Source organism: Streptomyces sp. NPDC058671 (assembly GCF_042716475.1).
In the GTDB taxonomy this organism is placed as follows: domain Bacteria; phylum Actinomycetota; class Actinomycetes; order Streptomycetales; family Streptomycetaceae; genus Streptomyces.
Window position 1 is genome coordinate 63,471 of sequence record NZ_JBHXSA010000006.1, and the last position, 23,570, is coordinate 87,040.

General features: G+C 70.6%; 26 protein-coding genes. 21 read left to right on the top strand and 5 right to left on the bottom strand.

Features of this window, described 5'->3' with window-relative positions; all coding sequences use genetic code 11:
* Positions 1 to 215: 215 nt before the first annotated feature.
* Both ACFWV2_RS09380 and ACFWV2_RS09385 read right to left on the bottom strand, forming a co-directional pair.
* On the bottom strand, positions 216 to 785 hold the full coding sequence (locus tag ACFWV2_RS09380; protein ID WP_384404170.1) for an AAA family ATPase: 570 nt from the start codon (positions 783 to 785) through the stop codon (positions 216 to 218).
* Complete coding sequence (locus tag ACFWV2_RS09385; protein WP_384404173.1) at positions 782 to 1,540, bottom strand: GntR family transcriptional regulator; 759 nt, start codon at positions 1,538 to 1,540, stop codon at positions 782 to 784. Before ACFWV2_RS09385 ends, ACFWV2_RS09380 begins: the two co-directional genes overlap by 4 nt.
* Positions 1,541 to 2,014: 474 nt before the next feature.
* Here ACFWV2_RS09385 and ACFWV2_RS09390 point away from each other — a divergent pair, with 474 nt between their 5' ends.
* The 13 genes from ACFWV2_RS09390 (at position 2,015) to ACFWV2_RS09450 (ending at position 11,674) form a co-directional block, all read left to right on the top strand.
* On the top strand, positions 2,015 to 2,281 hold the full coding sequence (locus ACFWV2_RS09390) for a DUF6284 family protein (protein ID WP_384404176.1): 267 nt from the start codon (positions 2,015 to 2,017) through the stop codon (positions 2,279 to 2,281).
* On the top strand, positions 2,278 to 2,466 hold the full coding sequence (locus ACFWV2_RS09395) for a hypothetical protein (protein ID WP_384404179.1): 189 nt from the start codon (positions 2,278 to 2,280) through the stop codon (positions 2,464 to 2,466). Before ACFWV2_RS09390 ends, ACFWV2_RS09395 begins: the two co-directional genes overlap by 4 nt.
* A gap of 40 nt (positions 2,467 to 2,506) precedes the next feature.
* Positions 2,507 to 3,382, top strand: a complete 876-nt coding sequence (locus ACFWV2_RS09400; protein ID WP_384404182.1) for a protein spdB — start codon at positions 2,507 to 2,509, stop codon at positions 3,380 to 3,382.
* Positions 3,379 to 3,714 carry an RRQRL motif-containing zinc-binding protein gene (locus ACFWV2_RS09405; RefSeq protein ID WP_384404185.1) on the top strand — a complete coding sequence of 112 codons (336 nt, stop codon included), beginning with the start codon at positions 3,379 to 3,381 and terminating at the stop codon, positions 3,712 to 3,714. The genes ACFWV2_RS09400 and ACFWV2_RS09405 overlap by 4 nt, the downstream gene beginning before the upstream one ends.
* A 26-nt stretch (positions 3,715 to 3,740) precedes the next feature.
* The gene (locus tag ACFWV2_RS09410) at positions 3,741 to 4,118 is read left to right on the top strand and encodes a DUF6251 family protein (RefSeq protein ID WP_384404188.1); all 378 of its coding nucleotides are present in this window, start codon (positions 3,741 to 3,743) and stop codon (positions 4,116 to 4,118) included.
* Positions 4,119 to 4,191: 73 nt separating this feature from the next.
* Positions 4,192 to 4,362 (top strand): hypothetical protein, encoded by a 171-nt coding sequence (locus tag ACFWV2_RS09415; protein ID WP_384404191.1) that lies wholly within the window; start codon positions 4,192 to 4,194, stop codon positions 4,360 to 4,362.
* 2 nt (positions 4,363 to 4,364) lie between these two features.
* The gene (locus ACFWV2_RS09420; protein ID WP_384404194.1) at positions 4,365 to 4,541 is read left to right on the top strand and encodes a DUF6257 family protein; all 177 of its coding nucleotides are present in this window, start codon (positions 4,365 to 4,367) and stop codon (positions 4,539 to 4,541) included.
* Between the two features lie 91 nt (positions 4,542 to 4,632).
* Positions 4,633 to 6,804 carry a cell division protein FtsK gene (locus ACFWV2_RS09425; protein ID WP_384404197.1) on the top strand — a complete coding sequence of 724 codons (2,172 nt, stop codon included), beginning with the start codon at positions 4,633 to 4,635 and terminating at the stop codon, positions 6,802 to 6,804.
* Positions 6,805 to 7,029: 225 nt separating this feature from the next.
* On the top strand, positions 7,030 to 7,218 hold the full coding sequence (locus ACFWV2_RS09430; protein WP_266967392.1) for a hypothetical protein: 189 nt from the start codon (positions 7,030 to 7,032) through the stop codon (positions 7,216 to 7,218).
* A 137-nt stretch (positions 7,219 to 7,355) separates the two neighbouring features.
* On the top strand, positions 7,356 to 8,195 hold the full coding sequence (locus ACFWV2_RS09435) for a DNA primase (RefSeq protein ID WP_384404201.1): 840 nt from the start codon (positions 7,356 to 7,358) through the stop codon (positions 8,193 to 8,195).
* 2 nt (positions 8,196 to 8,197) lie between these two features.
* Positions 8,198 to 9,673 (top strand): ATP-binding protein, encoded by a 1,476-nt coding sequence (locus ACFWV2_RS09440; protein WP_384404204.1) that lies wholly within the window; start codon positions 8,198 to 8,200, stop codon positions 9,671 to 9,673.
* 433 nt (positions 9,674 to 10,106) lie between these two features.
* On the top strand, positions 10,107 to 10,328 hold the full coding sequence (locus tag ACFWV2_RS09445; protein WP_383050172.1) for a helix-turn-helix domain-containing protein: 222 nt from the start codon (positions 10,107 to 10,109) through the stop codon (positions 10,326 to 10,328).
* 80 nt (positions 10,329 to 10,408) lie between these two features.
* Entirely contained in the window at positions 10,409 to 11,674 is a 1,266-nt protein-coding gene (locus tag ACFWV2_RS09450) for a tyrosine-type recombinase/integrase (protein ID WP_384404207.1), read from the top strand.
* Positions 11,675 to 11,750: 76 nt separating this feature from the next.
* Here the strand turns inward: ACFWV2_RS09450 and ACFWV2_RS09455 are convergent, their stop codons facing one another.
* On the bottom strand, positions 11,751 to 13,112 hold the full coding sequence (locus ACFWV2_RS09455; protein WP_073806877.1) for a glutamine synthetase family protein: 1,362 nt from the start codon (positions 13,110 to 13,112) through the stop codon (positions 11,751 to 11,753).
* Positions 13,113 to 13,405: 293 nt separating this feature from the next.
* Here ACFWV2_RS09455 and ACFWV2_RS09460 point away from each other — a divergent pair, with 293 nt between their 5' ends.
* The 5 genes from ACFWV2_RS09460 (at position 13,406) to ACFWV2_RS09480 (ending at position 17,973) form a co-directional block, all read left to right on the top strand.
* On the top strand, positions 13,406 to 13,783 hold the full coding sequence (locus tag ACFWV2_RS09460; protein ID WP_384404645.1) for a hypothetical protein: 378 nt from the start codon (positions 13,406 to 13,408) through the stop codon (positions 13,781 to 13,783).
* Between the two features lie 74 nt (positions 13,784 to 13,857).
* Entirely contained in the window at positions 13,858 to 14,505 is a 648-nt protein-coding gene (locus ACFWV2_RS09465) for a DUF3105 domain-containing protein (protein ID WP_384404647.1), read from the top strand.
* A gap of 17 nt (positions 14,506 to 14,522) precedes the next feature.
* The gene (locus ACFWV2_RS09470; RefSeq protein WP_384404649.1) at positions 14,523 to 15,176 is read left to right on the top strand and encodes a DUF305 domain-containing protein; all 654 of its coding nucleotides are present in this window, start codon (positions 14,523 to 14,525) and stop codon (positions 15,174 to 15,176) included.
* A gap of 130 nt (positions 15,177 to 15,306) precedes the next feature.
* Entirely contained in the window at positions 15,307 to 15,726 is a 420-nt protein-coding gene (locus tag ACFWV2_RS09475) for a CBS domain-containing protein (protein ID WP_384404210.1), read from the top strand.
* A 486-nt stretch (positions 15,727 to 16,212) separates the two neighbouring features.
* Positions 16,213 to 17,973: an NAD+ synthase gene (locus ACFWV2_RS09480; RefSeq protein ID WP_384404214.1), complete on the top strand. Its 1,761-nt coding sequence runs from the start codon at positions 16,213 to 16,215 to the stop codon at positions 17,971 to 17,973.
* On the opposite strand, the gene ACFWV2_RS09485 is transcribed toward ACFWV2_RS09480, so the two are convergent.
* Both ACFWV2_RS09485 and ACFWV2_RS09490 read right to left on the bottom strand, forming a co-directional pair.
* A complete protein-coding gene (locus ACFWV2_RS09485) occupies positions 17,939 to 19,252 on the bottom strand; it encodes an MFS transporter (protein WP_384404217.1) in 1,314 nt (437 codons plus the stop codon). The genes ACFWV2_RS09480 and ACFWV2_RS09485 overlap by 35 nt on opposite strands.
* Positions 19,253 to 19,373: 121 nt before the next feature.
* Positions 19,374 to 20,405: an endonuclease/exonuclease/phosphatase family protein gene (locus ACFWV2_RS09490; protein WP_384404220.1), complete on the bottom strand. Its 1,032-nt coding sequence runs from the start codon at positions 20,403 to 20,405 to the stop codon at positions 19,374 to 19,376.
* Between the two features lie 307 nt (positions 20,406 to 20,712).
* Between ACFWV2_RS09490 and panB the strand changes: the two genes are divergently transcribed.
* The 3 genes from panB (at position 20,713) to ACFWV2_RS09505 (ending at position 23,568) form a co-directional block, all read left to right on the top strand.
* Positions 20,713 to 21,576 (top strand): 3-methyl-2-oxobutanoate hydroxymethyltransferase, encoded by an 864-nt coding sequence (gene panB / locus ACFWV2_RS09495; protein WP_360783525.1) that lies wholly within the window; start codon positions 20,713 to 20,715, stop codon positions 21,574 to 21,576.
* A 133-nt stretch (positions 21,577 to 21,709) separates the two neighbouring features.
* A complete protein-coding gene (locus ACFWV2_RS09500; RefSeq protein ID WP_360783528.1) occupies positions 21,710 to 22,711 on the top strand; it encodes an ATP-binding cassette domain-containing protein in 1,002 nt (333 codons plus the stop codon).
* A complete protein-coding gene (locus ACFWV2_RS09505; RefSeq protein ID WP_384404225.1) occupies positions 22,708 to 23,568 on the top strand; it encodes an ABC transporter permease in 861 nt (286 codons plus the stop codon). The genes ACFWV2_RS09500 and ACFWV2_RS09505 overlap by 4 nt, the downstream gene beginning before the upstream one ends.
* Positions 23,569 to 23,570: the final 2 nt, after the last annotated feature.

Genomic DNA, 23,570 nt, shown 5'->3' on the forward strand with positions numbered 1-23,570 from the left:
CGCGGTCAGCGCTCGGGCAGCCGTTGACGAAGACAGAAGCGGCTGCCCGAGCCCCGACCGTAAGGTGGCTTCCTGTATATGGTGGGTCGGTCGGCAGTGATACAGAGAGCCCTGACTAGCCTTCAGACCTCGAGGCGGTGCGTGCTCCGCATGGCTCGACCCTGCAGCGTTTGAGGCGCAGATGCGCGTCGCCTATGGCGCAGATCGCCAGCACCTCAGCTGAGGTCTTCAAGGGCGACGAACACAGTCGCGGGATCGCCCTCGTACACCACGTGCGTTTCTCCTGCCTGGGGAGGGTAGAAGCGGGTGCGATACCGCTGGAGATCACTCTCCGAGAAGTAGATCGCGTTTGGGTCGTTCGCATGGAACTCATTGCGCCGGCTTACCCGGTCCCACAACTCCTCATGACTTGCCGCAAGATAGACGAGGAGAGGGGTTGCGCCCGAGTCGGCGGCGATTGACCGCCACTTCGACCGCTCATCCGGGGTCCAGAAGCCGTGGTCAACAACGACGTCCCGCCCAGCTTTCAGATGTTCCCTGAGCTCAACTGCCACGTCTTCGAGCACGGGGCGCTCCAGGGACGGAAAGAGACCTCGCGGGAAGTCCACGCCGTAGACGCCGTGCCGGCGGAACATCTCCTCATCCGGGCACAGTCGGACGAACCCTCGATCTGTAAGAGCGCGGGACAGGGTCGTCTTGCCTGAGCCCGGAAGCCCGACCATGAGGACGCAGAACGGCGGCCGGACCGGCGAAAGGCTCGTCTGCGTGTCGTGCACGTCGCTCACGCAACGACCTCTGATTGCGTCCGCCACGTCCGGCCGGGCCCACCAAGGTCCACGCCGTACTCCACGACGTTGCCCTCGCTATCGACGAACTTGGCCGTCATGACGACTACCGGGTCGGCGGGCGCATCATCGGGGTCCAGCTCCAGGAGGCGCGCGTACTCCAGGGTGAGGAGTGAAGCGGAGGCCGTGTCGACGCGATGGCTGATCGGGTGCCCAGTCGCCTCAGCGATGAGCTGGAGGGAGGTACCCCCCGTCAGCCGCTCGCTCGTCGCCAACTGCGGAATCAGCCGAGCGTAGCGCGCGGGAATCCACGATGTGCTGTGCGCGACGATGCCGTGCCTGTCCCGATAGACGCGGCTCCGACGAACTACTTCGGCGCCAGGCTGGATGTCCAGCGCCTGTGCCACATCCTCTGGCGCCGGCACCACGGCCGCCCGGTGCGAGTCGGACCGCTCTCCCTCCCCCCAGCTGGACCCTGTGCGGCGCCCTCGGTCCTGCCTCTGGGAACCGGAAGACATCGAGGAGGGCTGGTCTAGGACCTCGGTACCAATGCCATGGATGCCGCGGATGAGTCCGTCATTGCGCAGTTTGCGCAGGGCCTTCTCGACCGTGGCGGTACTTACCCCCCACTCCTCCGAGAGGTTCTTGATGCTCGGCATGAGGGTTCCCGGCGGGAGCTGACCAGACGCAATGTGCTCAGCGTAGTGGGCAGCAATCTTCGCGTAAGGGGCCCGATTGTCGGCCTGGCCTGCCATGTCGCTCGCTCCCTGTCGTGACATCCCTGAGGTTCCCTAGCTTACTGCTTGACACCGCAGGGAACCCTAGGGAACCTTAGGGACGTGCCCGCCGGGCGGTTATCTCAACCGACCGGCGAGCGGGGAGGCCCCTATTTGGGCTGCCCCGGCGCCCGGAGAGCCCGTGAAACGGCTCGATGGAAGCGACGGCCCTTTGAGAACTGAACAGCGTGCTTCGAGGCATCCGCCCCCCTCCAGCGACAAGCGGGCGGCGTAGGGGAGTCCTGTCCTCGCCTACGGAACAGCGCTATGCAGCCCCTCCGCAGCCGCTAAGCGGCTGCGGCCGGTTGCCTCCTCCGCCCGTCCGGGCCCGTTCGCGGGTCGCCGTACGGGCGGGGTTGAGGGGAGCCGGATGGTTCCAAACGGCAAGAAGCCCCGGTGCTCGAACACCGGGGCTTCGGTTCGGGCCGTTCCTGTCTGAGAGGAACACACCCAATGCAGTCCATCATCACACTCCCCGCCACGAGCGGGGCCCTGGCGTTCGACGGTGAGCCGTCGGACGTCGAGCTGGACGCGGTCGAGATGGAGATGCCGCTGATCCTGGCGGAGGTCGACCTGCTCGACGCGGAGATCATGACGCTCGACCGTCCGGCCACCGTGCTGGACGAGCGGCGCATCCGGAGGGCCCGTAACCGGGTCCTGGCGGAGCGCCGCGACCTGACCAACCGCGCCGGCCTGGCGCAGTCGGGCGGTGCCGCGTGAACCGCCTCACCTACTGGCTCCTGATCGTCCTGTGCGCCGCGGTGGAGGTCTGGGGCCAGGTCATCGGCAACCGGGACATCGTCTTGGTCGGTGCGATCGCCGGGTTCGGCGTGGTCGCCATCGCCCGCCTCCTGTACCGCGCGGACCGCTGCGGGGGGTTCGCCGAGGCGGGTGAGGAGCGATGACCCGCCCCGCCAACCCGCACCTGCCTGAGGCGGTGGCGGGATGAGGAAGCAGGCCGCGACCGCCGCCCCGGCGGTCGCCATGACGATCGTGTCCATGGTCCTGACCCTGGCCGTGGTGGTGATGTGGCTCGGCGGCTCGATGCCGTGGCAGATCGCCCTCGTGGTCGGGCTCGGGCTGGACGGCGGCTGGCTGGCCACCCTCGCCTACGAACGCCGCCTCGCCGCACAGGGCGACCACTCCACCCCGGTCACCGCGGTCGGCTGGGCGTTCGGCCTCGCCGCCACCGGCGTCCTGATCGCCCACGCGCTAACCGAGGACGCCACCGGCGCATGGCTCGCGGTGTCCTGGCTCCCGCTCGGGGCCAAGGCCCTGTGGCTCGTGCACGGCATGTGGGAGCGCACAGCCCTCACCCCGGTCGCGCTCGACGCGATCCGCGGCATCCAGCAGGAGGCCCGGGACGAGGCGGCCGTGGCCCGTGCTCGGCTGCGGGCGCAGGCGGGCACGGAGGAGACGCGGCTGACGGCCGTCACGGAGGCCGGGTCACGCGTCGCACGCGTCCAGGCACGGACCGCCGAACGGCTGTCCGGGGCGTGGTCGACGCTGGAGGCGGCCCGGCAGGGCGAGGGCACCGCACGGGCTCTGACCTGCGTGACCGACCGCGTCACACCCGGGGCACAGCCCCGCTGGGAACTCCCCGTCTGGGGCCCCTACGAGCCAGTCCCCGCCCTGGACGCGCCTGCTTTGAGTGATGCCGAACTGGATCGCGTGGTCACCGAACTCCACACCAGCCAGACCCCGCCCCTGTCCTACCGCGAACTCTCCCTCCGCTTCCGCGCCGCCGGCCACCAGGCGAGCGAGACCCGCCTGCGGGCCGCCTGGCGACGCGTCACCACCAGCACCGCAACAGCCCCGTGAGCGCGCTCCCGGTCTACCGCTGGCGGCTCGCCCCGGAAGGGCTGGCGACGTTCCGGCAGCTCCGGGCGATCGGACTGCGGCCCGGCGGCCAGCCGATCGTGGCCCAGCTCGAACGCCCCCGCCGCCGACGCGAACCCCTCATCGCATACCTCTACCGCGTCGACCTCGCCCGCCCGGTCCGGCCGATGACGCCGGCCCGGTGGGCGGCCCTGGAGCGGGCGAACGCCGCCCGGCGGGTCTGCCCGGAGTGCGGGCGGGACGCCGGATACCGCATCCCCACCTCGCTCGGCATGTGCACGCCCTGCGCCTACCCCGACACCACCGCCGCCTGAGCGGCCACGAGAGGACGTGACCTGTCGTGAACCACCTCCCCGAACCCGCCCGGGTCGTCCAGCTCCCGGACGGCACCTACACCTACGCCGACCACCTCCCCGCCTTGCAGCCGACCGCCACCCCTCAGGTGGTTCACCAGCACATTCACCAGGCACCGCCCGACCGCGCCGTTCAGCGGATCGCGCTGGGCTCCGGGGTCGGGGCGGGCATGGTCGCGGCCGGGGTCTACTTCGGTCCGCTGCTGGTCGGCGCGCTCACCGCGATCGCGGCGAACCTGGCCCTGCTCGCGTTCCTGGCCGCAGTCCTGTCCTGGGGTGTCGTGAGCGTCGTGCACTCGGTCGGCGGCCCGGACGGCAAGGCCGCCGCCAAGACCCTGGCCAAGTCCCGTAAGCGCCGCGGCTGACGGCTGCCTGCGGTCCCCACCCCATGTGGGGGTCGTGGGGAGTCGGGACAGACCCGGCGCCGGGAAGGACCCCGTGACCAGCCACGAGTACCGCGAGCAGGCCGAACGGCTGCTCCGCAACACCATCTACGGCGGGCACCCCAGCCCGGTCGCGATCGAGGAGGCCGCTGTGTGGGCCCGCCTCGCGCAGGCCGCCGCCACGACCGAAGCCGCCCAGTCCACCAAGTCCAGCGGGGGGAAGTAGCCATGCCCGACACCCCGAAGCTCACCGCCGGGGAGACCGCGAAGGTCGCCTGGTACGTCGCCCGCATGTGCAAGCGAGGCATCGCCGGCGAAACCGTCTACCAGGGCGACCTGGAGAAGAAGGTCGACCGCGTCATCGACCGCGCCCGCGAGCGCGCCGAGAAGAACGCCAAGAAGTAGCTGTGCCCCGGGGACGGCCGTCCCGGCCAAGGAAACCGCGCCGTCCCCGGGCCCATCCCTCCACCCTTTCGAGCAGTGGGAGACCCCCATCATGACCGAGCCCGTGCCCGAGGCGACCGTGGTCAGCCTCGACGACCACCGCGCCACCCGTACCGACCCGACGACGCCGATAGTCCTCGACAAGACCACCGCCCCCACCGAGCCCACCGAGGACGTTGAGGAAACCGCAGGGGTGGACGTGGTCGACCTGCCCGGCAACCCCCTCGCGGACTGGCTGACCGTCCCCGACACCCCGGTCCTCCCGGTGTGGGCGCGGTCGGTGAAGTCCCTCCGCGGTAACGCTGCCGCCCTGGGGCGTCTGGCGTGGTGGCACTTCCGCTACCACGGCGTACGCACCCCGAAGTACCTGCTCAAGACCGTGCTGCTGGCCGCCCGCGGCTTCTACCGCGCCGCGAAGGGCCTGTGGCCGACGCTGACGGCGCAGGAGCAGTCCGCGACCGTGAAGGCCCTGAGGGCCCAGTCGAAGTTGCGGCCGGAGGACATCGACCTGGCGGCCCGTCACCAGGCCGCGTACGCGGAGCGCACCCAGAGCCGCCGCTGGCGCTTCGGCCTCGCCGCGATCGGCGTCGCGGCGGCCGCGACCGGCATCATGCTGGCCGACCCGCTCTTGCAGGCCGCGATCGCGGGAGCCGTCACCATCCCTCTCGCCCACCTCGGCCGGGGCGAGGAGACGCGGCTGCTGGATCAGGCGGCGCCGCCGATCCGGGTGGACATGTCCGCGCAGCAGCTCAACGATGCGCTGCGGGCCGCCGGCCTCCTGAAAAGCGGCGGTGGCAAGGACGAGAAGGACCTGCCGCGTGTGTCGTGCACGATGGGCCCCGTCCGCGACGGCCGCGGATGGTCGGTGATCTTCGACATGCCCCGCGGCGGCGGCAAGACCGCCTCCGACGTCCTGGCCAAGCGGGAGGTCATCGCGCAGGAACTCGGCGTGGACGAGATCCAGGTCATCATGTCCCGCGTCCGCGCCGTCAACGGCGGCAACGCCGGCCGCGTCTCCATGTGGGTCTCCGACGACGACCCCTACCTTGGCACCCCGAACCCGTCGCCGCTGGAGAAGGCGGAGAAGTTCTCCATCTGGGAGCCGGTCCCCTTCGGGCAGGACGCTCGGGGCATCCGGATCAGCGTGCCGGTGATGTGGCAGTCGATGTTCTTCGGCGGCCTCCCGCGCCGGGGCAAGACGTTCTCCCAGCGCCTCCTCACGGCGGCCGGCCTCCTCGACGCCTACGTGCGGCACTACGTTGCCGACGGCAAGGGCGGGGCTGACTGGATGCCCATGAAGGCCGTCGCCCACCGCCTGGTGATGGGCGCCGAGGACGACGCCATCACCGCCCTCAAAGCCATGCTCGCCGAGCTGCTCGCGGAGATGGAACGGCGCTTCGCGCTACTGCGGGACCTGCCGCCGTCGGTATGCCCGGAGGGCAAGCTCACCCCGGACATCATGGTCAAGTACAACCTGCCCGTCATCTTCCTGACCATCGACGAACTGCAGGAGTACTTCACCGCCATGGACCGGGAGGACCGCGAGCAGGTCCTCAACGACCTGTGCCGCATCGCCCGCCGCGGCCCTGCGGCCGGGATGGTCTCCAACTACGCCTCCCAGCGCCCCGACGCCGACTCCGTGCCGACCAAGCTGCGGGAGATCATCACCATCCGCTACTCCACCCAGGTCGTCGACCGCGCGTCCAGCGACATGGTGCTGGGCAAGGGCAAGGCAGCGCAGGGCGCCGACGCGTCGGTGCTCTCCGAGGAGCACATGGGTGTCGGCGTCCTGGTGACCGGTCCGGCCTCCTACGTGACGGTGCGGGCCGACTACCTCGACGGCCCCGCCTTCGCAGCCCTGTGCCGCAAGGGCCGTGCGCTGCGGGAGGCGGCCGGGCAGCTGACCGGCGACGCGGCCGGGGACGTGACGGCGGCTGCTGACGCGGCCGGCGTGTCCGTGGCGCCGATCGTCTCCGACGTCCTGGAGGTCATGCGGCACTCCCCGCGCATGTTCACCCCCGACCTGCTCGCCGGACTCGTCAACATCGACGAGGACACCTACGGCGACTTCAACGCCGAAGCCCTCGCCTCCGCGCTGGAGGCCGCCGGGGTGAAGCGGACCAGCAAGCAGGTCAAGATCAGCGGCTCCAACGGCGCGGGCTATCAGCGCCGTGACATCGAAGCCGCCGTGCCCGCCGAGATCCTCCTGTCGGCCGGCAGGTAGAGGGGTCCCCCTCTACCCACCCCCCGATCACCACCCCACGAACGGCCCCTCCGGCACATGCCTGGAGGGGCCGTGAAGTAGAGGGGGCCCTTTACCCCGGTCATGGGGGCGGTAAGGGCCTCTGACCTGCAAGGTAATGCCGGTAAAGGGGGCCTGCCCGGCCTCCTTCCGGACCCTCTCAGGCCCGGATCTAGGGCCTACAGCCTCCCGGGGAGACACCACCCGATGGTCGTCACGGTCTCGCTCATCCTGCTGTTCGGCATCGCCCTGTTCTTCCTCCTGCGGTCCAAGGAACTCGGCCCCGGCTCCGCCTTCACGGCCGCCATGTTCGGCTTCCTCCTCGCCTCCACCGGCGCCGCCGAACCCATCAACCGCCTCACCGCCTCCCTCGCCGACGCCCTCTCCAACCTCTGACCCACCACAGCAAGAAGGGCGGCCCCCCATCTCGCCAAAGACCGGGGCCGCCCTCACGTCCAGACCGCTCACGACGAACTGGAGACACCCAGCATGACCCATGCGAACCGCATCCGACGAGAGCACGTGGGGACCGCGTGAACACGATCCCCACCACCGCCCTCGGCCTCGCCGAGATGGGACTGCCGGTCCTGCCCCTGCGAGCCGACAAGCGCCCCTTCGGCAACTGCCGCGTCTGCAACGACCTCGCCTGTGGCGGACGGCCGAATATGGCCGTCTCCGGGCCGTGCGTCTGCCCGTGGCCGTGCCACGGCTGGGCCGCCGCCACCACCGACCCCGCCATCCTCGCCTCACCGCAGTGGACGGCGACGTGGCGCCGCGCCCGAACCATCGGCTACCACCCCGGCGGCGCCCACGTCACCGTCGTCGACCTCGACAACGCTGAGGCGGTTGCCTGGGCCCGCATCAACCTCCCGCCCACGACGACGGTCCCCACGACACGAGGCGAACACTGGATCTACAGGGGCACTATGCGCTCCGTGAACGCCGTCCGGCCCGGCGTCGACATCAAGTCCTCGATGTCCTACGCCCGCTGGCTCGGCCCCGGCACCGGCACCCTCGCCGTACTCACGCAAGCCGTCCGCGCACTCGCTGAGAAGAAGCCCACGACCGTCCGGCCGACGCCCCGAACCGTCACCGTGCCGGCGCCCGGCGGGGGCGGGGAGTGTCGCCACCGGACGCCCGCCTACCTGGAACGCGGCATCACGATGGCCGAGCAGCGCATCACCGACGCGCCCAGCACTGTCCACGCCACCGTGTACCGGACGTTCCTCGCGGTGCTCTCCGTACACGGCCGGTGCGGCTGCCTCACCGAGACCCACATCGGGCGCCTGTTCACCGCCGCGCAGGCCAAGGGGGAGTCCCCGCGGCACTGCGAGGTCGCCTGGTCCAACGCCCGCACGGCTCTGGGGATGTAGCGATGTCCGAGGACGAGAAGAACCCCGCCCGCGAAGTCATCTCCATCTACGCGCAAGAGCACTTCCGGTACTTCCGCACCGCCGACGGCACCGTCTACGCCCAGCGCAACAGCCACCCCGTCGCCCGCCCCATCCGCTCCCAGGGCACGACCGGGAGCCACCGCCAGGAACTCATGGTCGGCCTGTTCAAGGACGGCTACGGCGTCTTCAACGGAACCGCACTCAAGGAGGCACTCGACTTGATCGAGGCACTGGCCATCACCGAGCAGGTACAGCCCGTCCACATCCGCGTCGCCCCCGGCTTCGACGGCGCCACTTGGCTCGACCTCGGCCGCGACGACGGCAAGTCCGTCCGCATCCACCCCACCGGCTGGGACATCCTCACCCCCGACCCGCAGGAAGTGTGCTGGCGCCGCACCCAGCTCACCGGGGAACTGCCCTTGCCGGCCAAGGACACCAACGGCAAGGGCATCGACCTCCTGATGAGGCTGTGCAACTTCGCCAACGCTCAGACGGAGAGCCTGGCCATCGCCTGGCTCATCGGCTGCCTGGGCCCGTCCGTGCCCGTCCCCGCCCCGTTCCTCACCGGCCCCCAGGGCGCGGGCAAGTCCACCGGCGCCCGGATGCTCCTGCGGATCATCGAGGGCATGAGCAGCGACCTGCGCCGCGCCCCGAAGGACGAGGAGAACCTCATCGCCGCCGTCGCCGCCGGATGGGTCACCGCCCTGGACAACCTCTCCCACCTCGGACCGGACCTCTCGGACCTGATGTGCTGCATCGTCACCGGCGCCGAGACCATCAAGCGGGCCCTGTTCACCGACGGCGACGTCGTCCGCTCCCGCTACCGCAAGCCCCTGCTCCTGACCGGCATCGACGTCGGCGTCATCCGCCCCGACCTCGCCGAACGCCTCCTCCCCCTCCGCCTGGAGCGCCCCCGCATCCGGCGCACCGAGGCGGAACTGTGGGCGGAGTTCGAGGAGATCCTCCCGATCATCCTTGGCTCCCTGCTCGACCTCACCGTCAAGGTCCGCGCATCCCAGGCCCAGATCCCCACCGACCTGCGCATGGCCGACTTCGCCCACCTCTGCGCCCAACTCGACACCGCCACCGGGTTCGGGGCGCTGGACGCCTACCGGGCCAGCCTGGACGACCTCAACGACGACGTCATCGAAGGCGACGTGCTCGCACAGACCGTCCTCGAGCACGCCGCCGGCATCGAGCCGGGCGCGGACGTGCGGATGACGTCGTCCGAGTGGCTGCACGCCCTCACCCAGCTCTACACGCGCGAAGGGCTCCGCGTCGCGCCCAAGGGATGGCCCGCCACCGGCAAGGTCCTCTCCGACCGACTCAAGCGCCTCCAGCCCGTCCTCGCCGCACGCGGCGTCGTCATTGACTGGGGCCGCACCAAAACCGCCCGCTACATCGAAATGACCCGCCCGCCGCTCCCCTCGCCCGATAAGCAGGCCGGGATGTTCTAGACCGCGCCACACGGGCCGCCGCACAAGCAAGAGGAGCACGGCCCCGCCCCCGCCGGGGTGGTGCTCCTCTTGTTCTTCGGCGGCGTGCCGCCGCTGCAAGGAACGCGCCGCGCAGCGGCTCCCTCTTCTCTCTAAGGCACGCACAGCAACAGACACCACCCTCTCTTTTTCCTAAGAGAGAAACGCTGCGTCACCTGTGTCACGGACGGCCCACAACGGCACCTGACCTGCTGCAACGGCGGTGACGCAGACGCAAAAGTCTGCGTCATTCCGCGTCACCCGCGTCACCGAGGTGACGCACGTCTGCGTCACCAATGACGCAGAGCGAAGACCCCTGCGTCACTGAAACCCGCAGGTCAGACGCCCGAGTGACGCGAATGACGCGATGACGAAGAAATCCCCACCTCGGACACATTCGACAGGAGAGCCACCCATGGCATCCGCCGTCACCACCCTCCGAGCCGGACTCCCCGACCGCTACCTCACGCCCGACGACATCGCTGAACTCTTCGGCGTGCCCCTGGAAACCGTCTACCACTGGCGCAAGCAGCGCACCGGCCCGCCCGGGTTCCGAGTCGGCCGACACGTCCGCTACGACCCCCTCGCCGTCCGGACGTGGGTCACCCAGCAGAGCGAGCTCGACGCCGCCGCCTGACAGACCCGACACCGGCCCGTGCCGCCCTCACAGAGGCGGCATGGGCCCTCCCGTACACCCGAAGGGATCCACAGCCACCCATGGCCGGCCACATCCAAGACCGTTGGTACAAGACCGAGATCGCCCCCGACGGCAAGGAATGTCGGGTCAAGTCCGAGCGCTACGGCACCGGCATGCGCTACCGCGCCCGCTACATCGGCCCGGACGGAACCGAGAAGTCCAAGAGCTTTCCCGACAAACAGAAGCGCCTCGCCGAGAAGTGGCTCTCCAACACCGAGGCCGACATGTCGCGGGGCCAGTACATCGCCCCCAATGCCAGCCGGATCACGTTCCGGCAGTACGGCGAGAAGTGGCTCGCCTCCCAGACCACGGACCCGACGACACGCACGACTGTAGGCGTGCACATTCGGCTTCACGCGTTCCCGTATCTCGGGACTCGACCGATCGACTCGTTCCGCCCCGAGCACATCCGCGAGTGGCTCGCGGCGCTGGAGAACGCGCTGCCCGTGTCCTCCTACCGGCGCGTCATCTTCGCCAGCGTCTCGGCCGTTCTCGCCGCGGCCGTGGATGACGACCTGCTCGCCAAGAATCCCTGCAAGTCCCGCTCCGTCCGGCCGCCGGCGGCGACCCCGCCCCGCGTGAGGCCGTGGACGTCGGAGCGGGTGTTCGCCATTCGCTCGGCGCTCCCGAAGCGCTATCAGGCGATGGTCGACATCGGTGGCGGCTGCGGTCTCCGTCAGGGCGAGATCTTCGGCCTGGGCGAGGAGCACGTCAGGTTCGACACGGGATGGCTCCACGTCGCGAATCAGGTGAAGGTCGTCAATGGTCACCTGGTCTTCGGCCCACCGAAGCGTGGAAAGGAGCGAGACGTCCCGCTCCCCCGCCAGGTCGCACGGATTCTCCGCAAGCACGCCGAGGAATTCCCGCCAGTCGACGTTTCCCTGCCCTGGTTGAAGCCTGACGGGCCGCTCGTCACCAAGCGGCTGTTCTTCTCCCTCACGGGCGGCGGGGCCGTTCGACGGACCGACTTCAACACCCGCGTGTGGAAGTTCGCACTCGTCCAGGCCGGCGTCATTCCGGAGCCCAAGGAGGGTGAACGCCACCAGGCTGCCCGCGAGCACGGCATGCACGCGCTGAGGCACTTCTACGCCTCCGTTCTCCTGGACGCCGGCGAGAACATCAAGGCGCTCAGCACCTACCTGGGCCACGGCGACCCCGGGTTCACGCTCCGGGTCTACACGCACCTCATGCCGAGCAGCGACGGGCGTGCCCGCCGGGCCGTGGACGGGCTTTACGGAGGCGCCGGTTCGGCGTCCGACGGCCCAGAGACGGCCCAGGCCGCGTGAGACGACTCAGGGCCGACGGTGCAACCACCGTCGGCCCTGATCGTCAGTTCCAGGCTCTACCAGCTCTGACCTGCGCTTACAGCACCGGCAGGTTCTTGCGGAGCTCGAAGGCGGTGACCTCGGAGCGGTACTCCTCCCACTCCTGCTTCTTGTTGCGGAGGAAGAAGTCGAAGACGTGCTCGCCGAGGGTCTCCGCGACCAGTTCGCTCTTCTCCATCAGGGAGATCGCCTCGCCCAGGTTCTGCGGGAGCGGTTCGATGCCCATCGCCCGGCGTTCCGAGTCGGAGAGGGCCCAGACGTCGTCGTCGGCGCCGGCCGGGAGTTCGTAGCCCTCTTCGATGCCCTTGAGGCCGGCGGCGAGGAGGACCGCGTACGTCAGGTACGGGTTGGCGCCCGAGTCGATGGAGCGGACCTCGACGCGGGAGGAACCCGTCTTGCCCGGCTTGTACATGGGGACGCGGATGAGAGCGGAGCGGTTGTTGTGGCCCCAGCAGATGTACGAGGGGGCCTCGCCGCCCGAGCCTGCCGTGCGGGACGAGCCGCCCCAGATGCGCTTGTACGAGTTGACCCACTGGTTGGTGACGGCCGAGATCTCGCCCGCGTGCTTCAGGAGGCCCGCGATGAAGGAGCGGCCGACCTTCGAGAGCTGGTACTCGGCGCCCGACTCGTAGAACGCGTTCCGGTCGCCCTCGAAGAGGGACAGGTGGGTGTGCATGCCCGAGCCCGGGTAGTCCGAGAACGGCTTCGGCATGAAGGTCGCCTGGACGCCCTGTTCGAGCGCGACCTGCTTCATGACGAGGCGGAAGGTCATGATGTTGTCGGCCGTGGAGAGGGCGTCGGCGTAGCGGAGGTCGATCTCCTGCTGGCCGGGGGCGCCCTCGTGGTGGCTGAACTCCACCGAGATGCCCATCGATTCGAGCATGGTGATCGCCTGGCGGCGGAAGTCCATGCCCACGTTCTGCGGGGTGTGGTCGAAGTAGCCCGAGTTGTCCGCGGGCGTCGGCCGCGAGCCGTCGAGCGGCTTGTCCTTCAGGAGGAAGAACTCGATCTCGGGGTGGGTGTAGAAGGTGAAGCCCAGGTCCGAGGTCTTGGCCAGGGCCCGCTTCAGGACGTAGCGCGGGTCCGCGAAGGACGGCGAGCCGTCCGGCATCAGGATGTCGCAGAACATCCGCGCCGTGCCGGGGGCCTCGGCGCGCCACGGCAGGATCTGGAAGGTTCCCGGGTCCGGCTTGGCGATCATGTCCGATTCGTAGACGCGGGCGAAGCCCTCGATCGCGGAACCGTCGAAACCGATGCCCTCGTCGAAGGCCTGCTCCAGTTCGGCGGGCGCCACGGCCACCGACTTGAGGAAGCCGAGCACGTCGGTGAACCACAGACGTACGAAGCGGATGTCGCGCTCCTCGAGCGTACGGAGCACGAATTCCTGCTGCTTGTCCATTTCCACACCCATCCTCGCTGGTCAGGCCGCCTGCTCCCACCGCCTCGGGTACATCGGGGGGCACCTGAGCATCCCACCACATGGTTTCGCGCACGTTGCACACCCATAGTGCCTGCTCCGGTGTGACTCAGGTAACGCGGGAGGGGGCGGACCGGGGAGTCCGTCCGCTCGACGGGGCCTTCCTCTTCGGTACCGAGTGGTACCCCGTTCGGCCCACGAAGGCCCCGCGCCCACTACGATCTGCGCCCATGGGGGCCACAGGGCTCGTACGCCCGTCCCGACGCGCGCGTCCCATGGCACTGGTGAGTGCCGTGGCGACGCTCCTCGCCGCGCTCTTCTTCTGTCTGGGCGCCGGGCCCGACGGTCATCACGACGCCGACGCGCGGCCCGACGGGCGGACGGTCACTCCTGCCGGGACCGGTGCCGCCGTGACCGCGCGGGCGGTCACCGCCACCGGGAGCGAGTACGTCTGCCCGTACGACCGGGGCGGCTGCTCCCTCTTCCCCTCCCTCTCCCCCGCGGTGCTCAGCGCGCCCCCGCTCGACCCGCCGCCGCACGCGGTGGGCGGGCTCCCGCGTCTCGATCCGCCGTCCGACGACGGGCCGGCGCACCGTTCCTGCGCCCGGCCGCGCGCGCCGGACCTGCACGTCCTTCAAGTTCTCCGGACGTAGCGGCGGTGGGCGTCCCGCCCCGCACGTCCACTCCCGAACTCCACCCCACCCCCCTGACGAAGGACGACATCACCATGGCCGCCAACCGCTCCGCCAACGCCGACCGCCGCGCCCGAATAGAGGAGATGCGCCGCGCCGAGCAGGCCCGTGAGCGCCGCAACCGTCTGATCACCATCGGCGTCTCCGGGGTCGTCGTCCTCGGTCTCGTCGGCTTCGGCACCTTCGTACTGATGAAGAAGTCCGACGAGCAGGACCGCAAGGACGCCGCCGCGAAGGCCCCCATCACCGCCGAGAAGTCCTGGGACGCCGCGAAGCTCGGCCGCAACCACGTCGAGACGGCCGTGAAGTACGAGATGAAGCCGCCGGTCGGCGGCGACCACCACCCGGCCTGGATGAACTGCGACGGCGTGGTCTACAAGAAGGCCATCCCCGAGGTGAACGCCGTGCACTCGCTGGAGCACGGCGCCGTCTGGGTGACGTACAGCAAGAAGGCCGCCGCCGCCGACGTGAAGTCGCTGGAGGAGAAGGTCGGCAAGACGAAGTACACGCTGATGAGCCCGGTCGACGACCAGGCCGGCGGCATCATGCTGTCCGCCTGGGGCAAGCAGGTGACCGTCGACAACGCCGAGGACCCGCGCATCGACGCCTTCTTCACCAAGTACGTCCAGGGCCCGCAGACCCCCGAGCCCGGCGCGGCCTGCACCGGCGGGCTCGACCAGTGAGCGAGGACGAGGACATCCTGACGTCCTCCCCGGCCCGGCGGCCGGACCGGACGCGGTGGGCGGCGGTCACCGCCGTCGCGCTCGCCCTCCTCTTCGCCGGGGGCGCCGTCACCGTCGCCTCCGCCGAGCGCGAGGAGGCACCGCGTACGCCCTCCACCGCGTCGGCGGACGCCGGGTTCGCCCGGGACATGTCCGTCCACCACCAGCAGGCCGTCGAGATGTCGTTCATCGTCCGGGACCGCACCCGGGACGAGGAGGTGCGCCGCCTCGCCTACGACATCGCCAACACCCAGGCCAACCAGCGGGGCATGATGCTCGGCTGGCTCGATCTGTGGGCGCTGCCCAAGGTCGAGTCCGGTGTCGAGCCGATGGCCTGGATGGGCATGGGCGGCTCCGCTGACACCGGTCCGCTCGACGGGGCGCTCATGCCGGGCATGGCGACCGACGCGCAGCTGGACGAGCTGCGGAAGGCCGAAGGCCGCGAGGCCGAGGTCCTCTACCTGAAGCTCATGACCGAGCACCACAGGGGCGGGGTCCACATGGCCGAGGGCTGTGTCCAGAAGTGCACCGTGGACGTCGAGCGCGGTCTCGCCCAGGGCATGGTCGCCGCGCAGGAGTCCGAGATCCTGCTGATGGCGGACATGCTGCGGAAGCGTGGCGCCGGCGCCTGAGGGCGGCCGACACCGCCGGTGGGCCTTCGGCCCCCGTGACCCTTGCGGTCGCGGGGGCCTTGCCGTGCGCCGAGAATGGGTCTGCTCGGGGATGTACGTGTGACCGCGTTCGACGAAAGGTACGCACCTCATGACCACGGCGAAGGACATCATGCACCCCGGGGCCCAGTGGATCCCGGCACACGAGACGCTCGACCGCGCCGCGCAGCTGATGCGCGACCTCAACGTGGGCGCGCTGCCCATCGCCGACGAGAACGAACGGCTCTGCGGCATCCTCACGGACCGCGACATCGTGATCGGCTGCGTGGCCATGGGTCACGACCCGTCCAGGATCACCTGCGGCGAGATGGCGAAGGGCACCCCGCGCTGGGTCGAGGCCGGCGCGGACGTGGGCGCCGTCCTGGAGGAGATGCAGAGTCATCAGATCCGGCGCCTGCCCGTCATCGAGGACAAGCGGCTCGTCGGCATGATCAGCGAGGCCGACCTGGCCCAGCACCTGTCGGACGAGCAGATCAAGGCGTTCTGCACGAGCGTCTACGCCGATTCCTGACCGGGTGCGGGACCGCACGGGCCACCGCGTCCGGGCGGCCGGCACGACCGGACGGCCCGACGGCACGGCCGCCTCGTAGAGGGGGCCGAGCCGCCGGGCAAGCGCGCGTCGGCGCCGTCCCCAGCGGGCGGAGCCGTCGGGGACGGCGAGGACGGTGACGGGGAGGTCCGGCGGGAGGGGGTGGCGGTCGCGCAGGTCGCGGAGTCCGGCGCGACGGCTCCGTGACGGGCGTTCTCCAGGAGGACGTTGCCCAGCACGCGTGAGCTGCGGTGGACGCGGCGGACGAGCGGCGGGCCCCGGGTCGTGGCGTACGGCCCAGCGGCGGACCGGTGGACGCGGCGGACCGGTGGACGCGGCGGACGAGCGGCGGGCCCCGGGTCGTGGCGTACGGCCAGGCGGCGGACCGGCAGGCCGAGGGCGGCCGGCCAGCTGAGGCAAGGCGGGGATCCCAGGACATAGCGTCGGTCTGACGATTACACTGGGCGGGTGCCTCAACTACGCCTCGCCCTCAATCAGATCGACTCGACCGTCGGAGACATCGCCGGGAACGCCGAGGCGATCGTGCACTGGACCCGGCACGCCGCCGGGCAGGGCGCGCATCTCGTCGCGTTCCCCGAGATGGCGCTGACCGGATACCCCGTCGAGGACCTCGCGCTGCGCTCCTCCTTCGTCGAGGCGTCCCGCGCCGCCCTGCGCGGTCTCGCCCGTCGGCTCGCGGACGAGGGGTTCGGCGAGCTTCCGGTCGTCGTCGGCTACCTGGACCGCTCCGAGCGGGCCGAGCCGAGGCTCGGCAGGCCGGCCGGTTCCCCGGAGAACGCCGCCGCCGTGCTGCACGGCGGCGAGGTGGTGCTGCGCTTCGCCAAGCACCACCTCCCCAACTACGGGGTCTTCGACGAGTACCGCTACTTCGTGCAGGGCGACACCCTGCCGGTCGTCCGCGTCCACGGCGTCGACGTGGCTCTGGCGATCTGCGAGGACCTGTGGCAGGAGGGTGGCCGGGTGCCGGCGACGCGCAGTGCGGCGGCCGGGCTGCTCCTGTCGGTCAACGCCTCCCCGTACGAGCGGGACAAGGACGACACCCGTCTCGAACTGGTCAGCGCGCGGGCCCGGGAGGCCGGTTGCGTCACGGCCTATCTGGCCATGACGGGCGGTCAGGACGAGCTGGTCTTCGACGGGGACTCGATCGTCGTGGACGCGGAAGGGGAGGTGATCGCGAGGGCACCGCAGTTCGTCGAGGGCAGCGTGATCGTCGATCTGGACCTGCCGGCGGCCTCGGCGGACGCGCCCGAGGGGCTGGTCGACGACGGGCTGCGGATCGACCGGGTGGTGCTCTCCGACAAGCCGCTGCCCGCCTACGAGCCGGAGCTGACGGGCGGGTACGCCCACCGGCTCGACGACGACGAGGAGGTGTACTCGGCCCTGGTGATCGGGGTGCGGGCGTATGTCGCGAAGAACGGTTTCCGCTCGGTGCTCGTCGGCCTCTCCGGCGGTATCGACTCGGCCCTCGTCGCGGCCGTCGCCTGCGACGCGCTGGGCGCGGAGCACGTGTACGGGGTGTCCATGCCCTCGAAGTACTCCTCCGACCACTCGCGCGGCGACGCGGCCGAACTGGCCCGCCGCACGGGGCTGCACTTCCGCACCGTGTCGATCGAGCCGATGGTCGACGCGTACATGGGCTCGCTCGGTCTCACCGGTCTCGCGGAGGAGAACCTCCAGTCGCGGCTGCGCGGGACGACGCTGATGGCGATCTCCAACCAGGAGGGCCACCTCGTCCTCGCGCCGGGCAACAAGTCCGAGCTGGCCGTGGGCTATTCGACGCTGTACGGCGACTCCGTCGGCGCGTTCGGGCCCATCAAGGACGTCTACAAGTCGACCGTGTTCCGGCTCGCGCGCTGGCGGAACCGGGCGGCCGAGGAGCGCGGTCAGACCCCGCCGATCCCGGAGAGTTCGATCACCAAGCCGCCCAGCGCCGAGCTGCGCCCCGGTCAGGTCGACACGGACTCGCTGCCGGACTACGACGTCCTGGACGCGATCCTCGCGCTGTACGTGGACCAGGACCGGGGCCGGGACGCGATCGTGGCCGCCGGGTTCGACGAGGGGCTCGTGACGCGGACGCTGCGGATGGTGGACACGGCGGAGTACAAGCGGCGCCAGTATCCGCCGGGTACGAAGATCTCGGCGAAGGGCTTCGGCAAGGACCGCCGGCTGCCGATCACGAACCGCTGGCGGGAGACGCCGACGAGCTGACCTGCGGGTCACCCGGGAAGGGCCTCCGCGCGACCGGGCCCTGTCCGACCGGGCCCCGCGCGGCCGGGTCCTGCACGACCGGGCCCTGTCCGGTCGAGCCCTGCGCGACCACGCGGGACGACCCCTTCCCCGTACCGCCGTCGCGGTCGAGCAGACCCGCCACCGCCGCGACGGCGAGGCCCACCACCGTGAGCCCCGCGCCGACGAGGGTCGGCGAGGTCCAGCCCCAGCCGGCGGCGACGGCGGCACCGCCGGCCCAGGCGCCGCCCGCGTTCGCCAGGTTGAAGGCGGAGTGGTTGGACGCGGAGGCGAGCGTGGGCGCGTCCTTGGCCTTGTTCATGACGAGCATCTGGAGCGGGGTGGTCGTCATGAAGCCGACCGCGCCGAGCACCACGACCGTGACCAGGGCGAGCCAGGGCACGTGGACGGTGAAGCGGAAGGCGACCAGGGCCAGGACGAGGGCGGTGAGCGAGCCGTACAGCGTGGGGCGCAGGGCCCGGTCGGTCAGCGGGCCCGCGGCGAGCGCGCCGCCGGTCATGCCGAGGCCGAAGAGGGCGAGGACGATCGTGACGGTGGAGTCGCCGAAGCCCATGACCTCGGTGGTCATGGAGGCCAGGTACGCGTAGACGGCGAAGACGCCCGCGAAGCCGAAGACGGCGGTGAGGAGCCCGAGGAGCACCTGGGGGCGGCCGAGGGCACGCACCTCGCGGCCGAGGCCCTGCCGTCCGTCCACGGGGACGTGCGGCACGAGCCGGGCGAGCGCGGCGACGGCGACCAGGCCGATGACGGAGACGACGAGGAAGGTGGCCCGCCAGCCGAGGTGCTGTCCGAGCAGGGTGGCGGCCGGTACGCCGAGGATGTTGGCGACGGTGAGGCCGAGGAACATGGTGGCCACCGCCCGCGCCTGCCGGTCCTCGCGCACGAGCCGGGCGGCGACGACCGCGCCGAGGCCGAAGAACGCGCCGTGCGGGAGCCCGGCGAGGACCCGGCCGGCGATCAGCCAGCCGAAGCCGGGGGCGAGGGCGGATGCGAGGTTGCCGACCGTGAAGAGGACCATCAGGAGGAGCAGCATCCGCTTGCGGGGGATGCGGGAGCCGAGGGCGGTCAGCAGCGGGGCGCCGACGACGACGCCGATCGCGTACGCCGAGACGAGGTGTCCGGCGGTGGGGACGGAGGTGCCGAGGTCGTCCGCGACCTGCGGGAGCAGGCCCATCATGACGAACTCGGTGGTGCCGATGCCGAAGGCGGACACGGCGAGCGCGAGCAGCGCCAGGGGCATGGGAGAGCCTTTCCGGAAGTTAGTTCTTCATCGGAACAAAGACTCTCAGGTGCTTTCTTCCCGGCGGCCGCCGGGGGCCCCGGGTCAGGCCGGCGGATCGAGGGGCGGAGGGAAGAGGGCCCTACGCGGCGTCGAGCTTCACGCGGGCGGCGATCGGAAGGTGGTCGCTCTCCGTCTCCGGGAGGGCCCAGGACGACATCGGCTCGACGCCCTTGACCATGATCTGGTCGATGCGGGCCATGGGGAAGGAGGCCGGCCAGCTGAAGCCGAAGCCGTCGCCGGCGGCGCCCTGGGTGGAGCGGAGCTGGGAGGTGACGGCGTTGAGCGCGCGGTCGTTCATGGTGCCGTTGAGGTCCCCGAGGAGGACGAGCCGCTCGTGGGGGTCGTCGGAGATGGCCTCACCGAGGGCGTCGGCGCTGAGGTCACGCTGGTTGGCGGTGAACCCGGCGTTCATCTTGACCCGCACGGACGGCAGGTGGGCGACGTACACGGCCACCTCGCCCTTCGGGGTGACGACGGTGGCCCGCATGGCACGGGTCCAGCCCATCCGGATGTCGACGGGCTGCGCGGCGCGCAGCGGCAGCTTGCTCCACAGGCCGACCGTGCCCTGGACGGAGTGGTACGGGTACGTCTCCGCGAGACCGCGCTCGTACGCCGGGACCACGTCGCCCTTCAGTTCCTCCAGGGCCAGCACGTCGGCGCCGGAGGCGGCGAGCAGGCGGGCCGTGCCCTCGGGGTCCGGGTTGTGGGCGTTCACGTTGTGGGTGGCGACGGTCAGGTCACCGCCCTCGGCGGACTTGTCGGCGACGAGCCCGCCGAAAAGATTGAGCCACACCACGGCCGGCAGCAGCAGGGCGATCAGCGCGGTCGCCGAACGGCGCAGCAGGGCCAGGACGAGCAGCAGCGGCAGGAACAGGCCGAGCCAGGGCAGGAACGTCTCGGTCAGGCTGCCCAGGTTGCCGATCCGGTTGGGGATGTCGGCGTGGAGGACCATCAGCAGCGTGAGGCCCACCGCGCACAGGGCGAGCAGGATGCCGCGGCGCCAGATCCCGCGGTCGTGGCGGAGCCCGTCGAGGGTGGTCCGGAAGCGGGAACCGGAGCGTTCGTTCCCCTGGCCGCCCTGCTCGGTCTCCGTCATGTCCACCCGCGCCATCGTCCGTCCTCACTGCCTTGCTGCCGTGCCGGTCCTGCTCCGTGACCCGACGTCGACACTAGGGGATGACGGGTCACGCGTACGCCCCGAAGGACGACAGCGGTGGCGTGGCGGGTTCCTGCGGGTGGCGCGGGCGGGCGGGCTGTGACAGAACGCGCACATTCGACGGGGGACCCGGCGGGGGGCGACGCGCCGGTGTGAACAGCGCCACTGCGGCCCACTTCCCCGGCCGCCCGGCGAAGTGCCACCATGGATGTGGTCCGGGGACGCCGTCAGGGCGCCTCGAGATGACACGAGGAGCTTCATCATGACGCTTCAGGCTGCCCAGAAGACGCCCGCCGACAGCAGCAAGGCGCTGTACGGCGGCAAGGGCACGCGCCGCATCACCGTCCACGACATCGCCGCGGCCAAGACCCGCGGCGAGAAGTGGCCGATGCTCACCGCCTACGACGCGATGACCGCCTCCGTCTTCGACGAGGCCGGCATCCCGGTGATCCTCGTGGGCGACTCCATGGGCAACTGTCACCTCGGCTACGACACCACCGTGCCCGTCACCATGGACGAGATGACGCTGCTCTCCGCCGCCGTCGTCCGGGGCACCCGGCGCGCCCTCGTCGTCGGCGACCTCCCCTTCGGCTCGTACCAGGAGGGGCCGGTCCAGGCCCTGCGCAACGCCACCCGGCTGGTCAAGGACGCCGGTGTCGGCGCGATCAAGCTGGAGGGCGGCGAGCGCTCGCTGCCGCAGACCGAGCTGCTCGTCCAGGCGGGCATCCCCGTCATGTCCCACCTGGGCCTCACCCCGCAGTCCGTGAACACCATGGGCTACCGGGTGCAGGGCCGCTCCGACGAGGCCGCGCACAGGCTGCTCCGCGACGCGAAGGCGGCGCAGGACGCGGGCGCGTTCGCGGTCGTCCTGGAGCTCGTACCGGCCGAGCTGGCCGCCGAGGTCACCCGCTCGCTGCACATCCCGACCATCGGCATCGGCGCGGGCGCCGGCACCGACGCCCAGGTCCTCGTCTGGACCGACATGGCCGGTCTGACCGGCGGCAAGGTCCCGCGCTTCACCAAGCAGTACGCCAACCTCCGCGAGACGCTCGGCGACGCCGCGCGCGCCTTCGCGGAGGACGTCAGCGGCGGGGCGTTCCCTGCCGAGGAGCACACCTTCCACTAGGTCCTGATCCGCCGGGTACCGCCCGGTCCACCGGCCACCGCGGCACCACCCGACAGCCCGCCGACATCCCCCATCGGCGGGCTGTCGGTCGTCTGTAGGGGGATTGTCGGTGGCACCTGGTGTAGTGGTGCCCATGACGCGATCACACACCAACGCCGTCGAGGTCCGGGGCCTCGTGAAGCACTTCGGCGCCACCAAGGCCCTCGACGGGGTCGACCTCGACGTACGGGAGGGCACGGTCCTCGGGGTGCTCGGCCCCAACGGCGCCGGGAAGACCACGCTCGTACGCTGTCTGTCCACGCTCCTCGTCCCGGACTCGGGGACGGCCACGGTCGCCGGGTACGACGTGGTGAAGCACCCCCGCCAGCTGCGCCGCACCATAGGGCTCACCGGGCAGTACGCCTCGGTGGACGAGAAGCTGTCCGGCTGGGAGAACCTGTACATGATCGGGCGGCTGCTCGATCTCTCCCGTGCCGACGCCCGCCGCCGGGCCGACGAGATGCTGGAGCGCTTCTCCCTCACCGACTCCGCCAAGCGGGCCGCGATGACCTACTCCGGCGGTATGCGCCGACGGCTCGACCTCGCCGCCTCGATGATCGGGCAGCCGGCCGTCCTCTACCTGGACGAGCCGACCACCGGCCTCGACCCGCGCACGCGTAACGAGGTGTGGGACGAGGTCCAGCGGATGGTGTCCGAGGGCGTCACCGTCCTCCTCACCACCCAGTACATGGAGGAGGCGGAGCAGCTCGCGAGCGAGCTGACCGTCATCGACCGGGGCAAGGTCATCGCCAAGGGCGGGGTCGACGAGCTGAAGGCCAAGGTCGGCGGCCGGACCCTGAAGGTCCGCCCGGTGGACCCGGGGCAGCTGTCGGCGATGGCCGCCGCGCTCCGCGAGACCGGGCTCGACGGTGTCGCCGGCGCGACGGTCGTGCCCGACGAGGGCGCGCTGTACGTGCCGATCCTCACCGACCAGCAGCTGACGGCCGTCGTGGGCCTGCTCGGAGCGCGCGGCTTCGGCCTGGCGCACATCGGCACCCATCTGCCCAGCCTGGACGAGGTGTTCCTGGCGATCACGGGCCAGAAGACCGCCGATTCCGACCTGTCCGACGCGATCAACGAGGAGGTCGCCGCGTGAGCACGACCACGGTCACCAAGTCCCCCGTCGACGCCCCCGGTCCGGGTGCGGCCTCGACGCGGCGCGCTCCCGTCGACGAGGGCCGGATCGGCCTCCGGGGCAATCTGCGCCACATCGGCGCCCTGGCCCGGCGCAACGCCCTGCAGATCAAGCAGGACCCGGAGTCGATGTTCGACGCCGTCCTGATGCCGATCATCTTCATCCTGCTGTTCGTGTACGTCTTCGGCGGCGCCATCGCCGGCAAGGGCAACAACGAGGTCTATGTCAACTACGTGACCCCGGGCCTGATGGCGATGATGGGCATGAACATCGCCATGGCCGTCGGCGTGGGCATCAACGACGACTTCAAGAAGGGGGTCATGGACCGGTTCCGGACGATGCCGATCGCCCGGTCCTCCGTCCTGATCGCGAAGATCGTCGTCGAGGTCGGCCGGATGCTGATCGCCACCGCGATCCTGCTCGGCATGGGCTTCCTGCTCGGCATGGAGATCCACACCTCGTTCTTCCACCTCCTCGCCGCCATCGGTCTGTCGATGGTCTTCGGGGCGTCGCTGATGTGGATCTTCATCCTGCTCGGTCTCACCATGAAGACCGCGCAGGCCGTCCAGGGCATGGCCATGCTGGTCCTGATGCCCCTGCAGTTCGGTTCGTCGATCTTCGCGCCGCCCACGTCGATGCCCGGCTGGCTGAAGGCCTTCACCGACTACAACCCGCTGTCGAACCTCGCCGACGCCGCACGGAACCTGATCAACGGCGGTCCGGTCGCCCACTCCGTGTGGATGACCCTCGGCTGGGCGTTCGTCATCACGCTCCTCACGGCCCCGCTGGCGGTGACGAAGTTCCGCAGGAAGACCTGAGT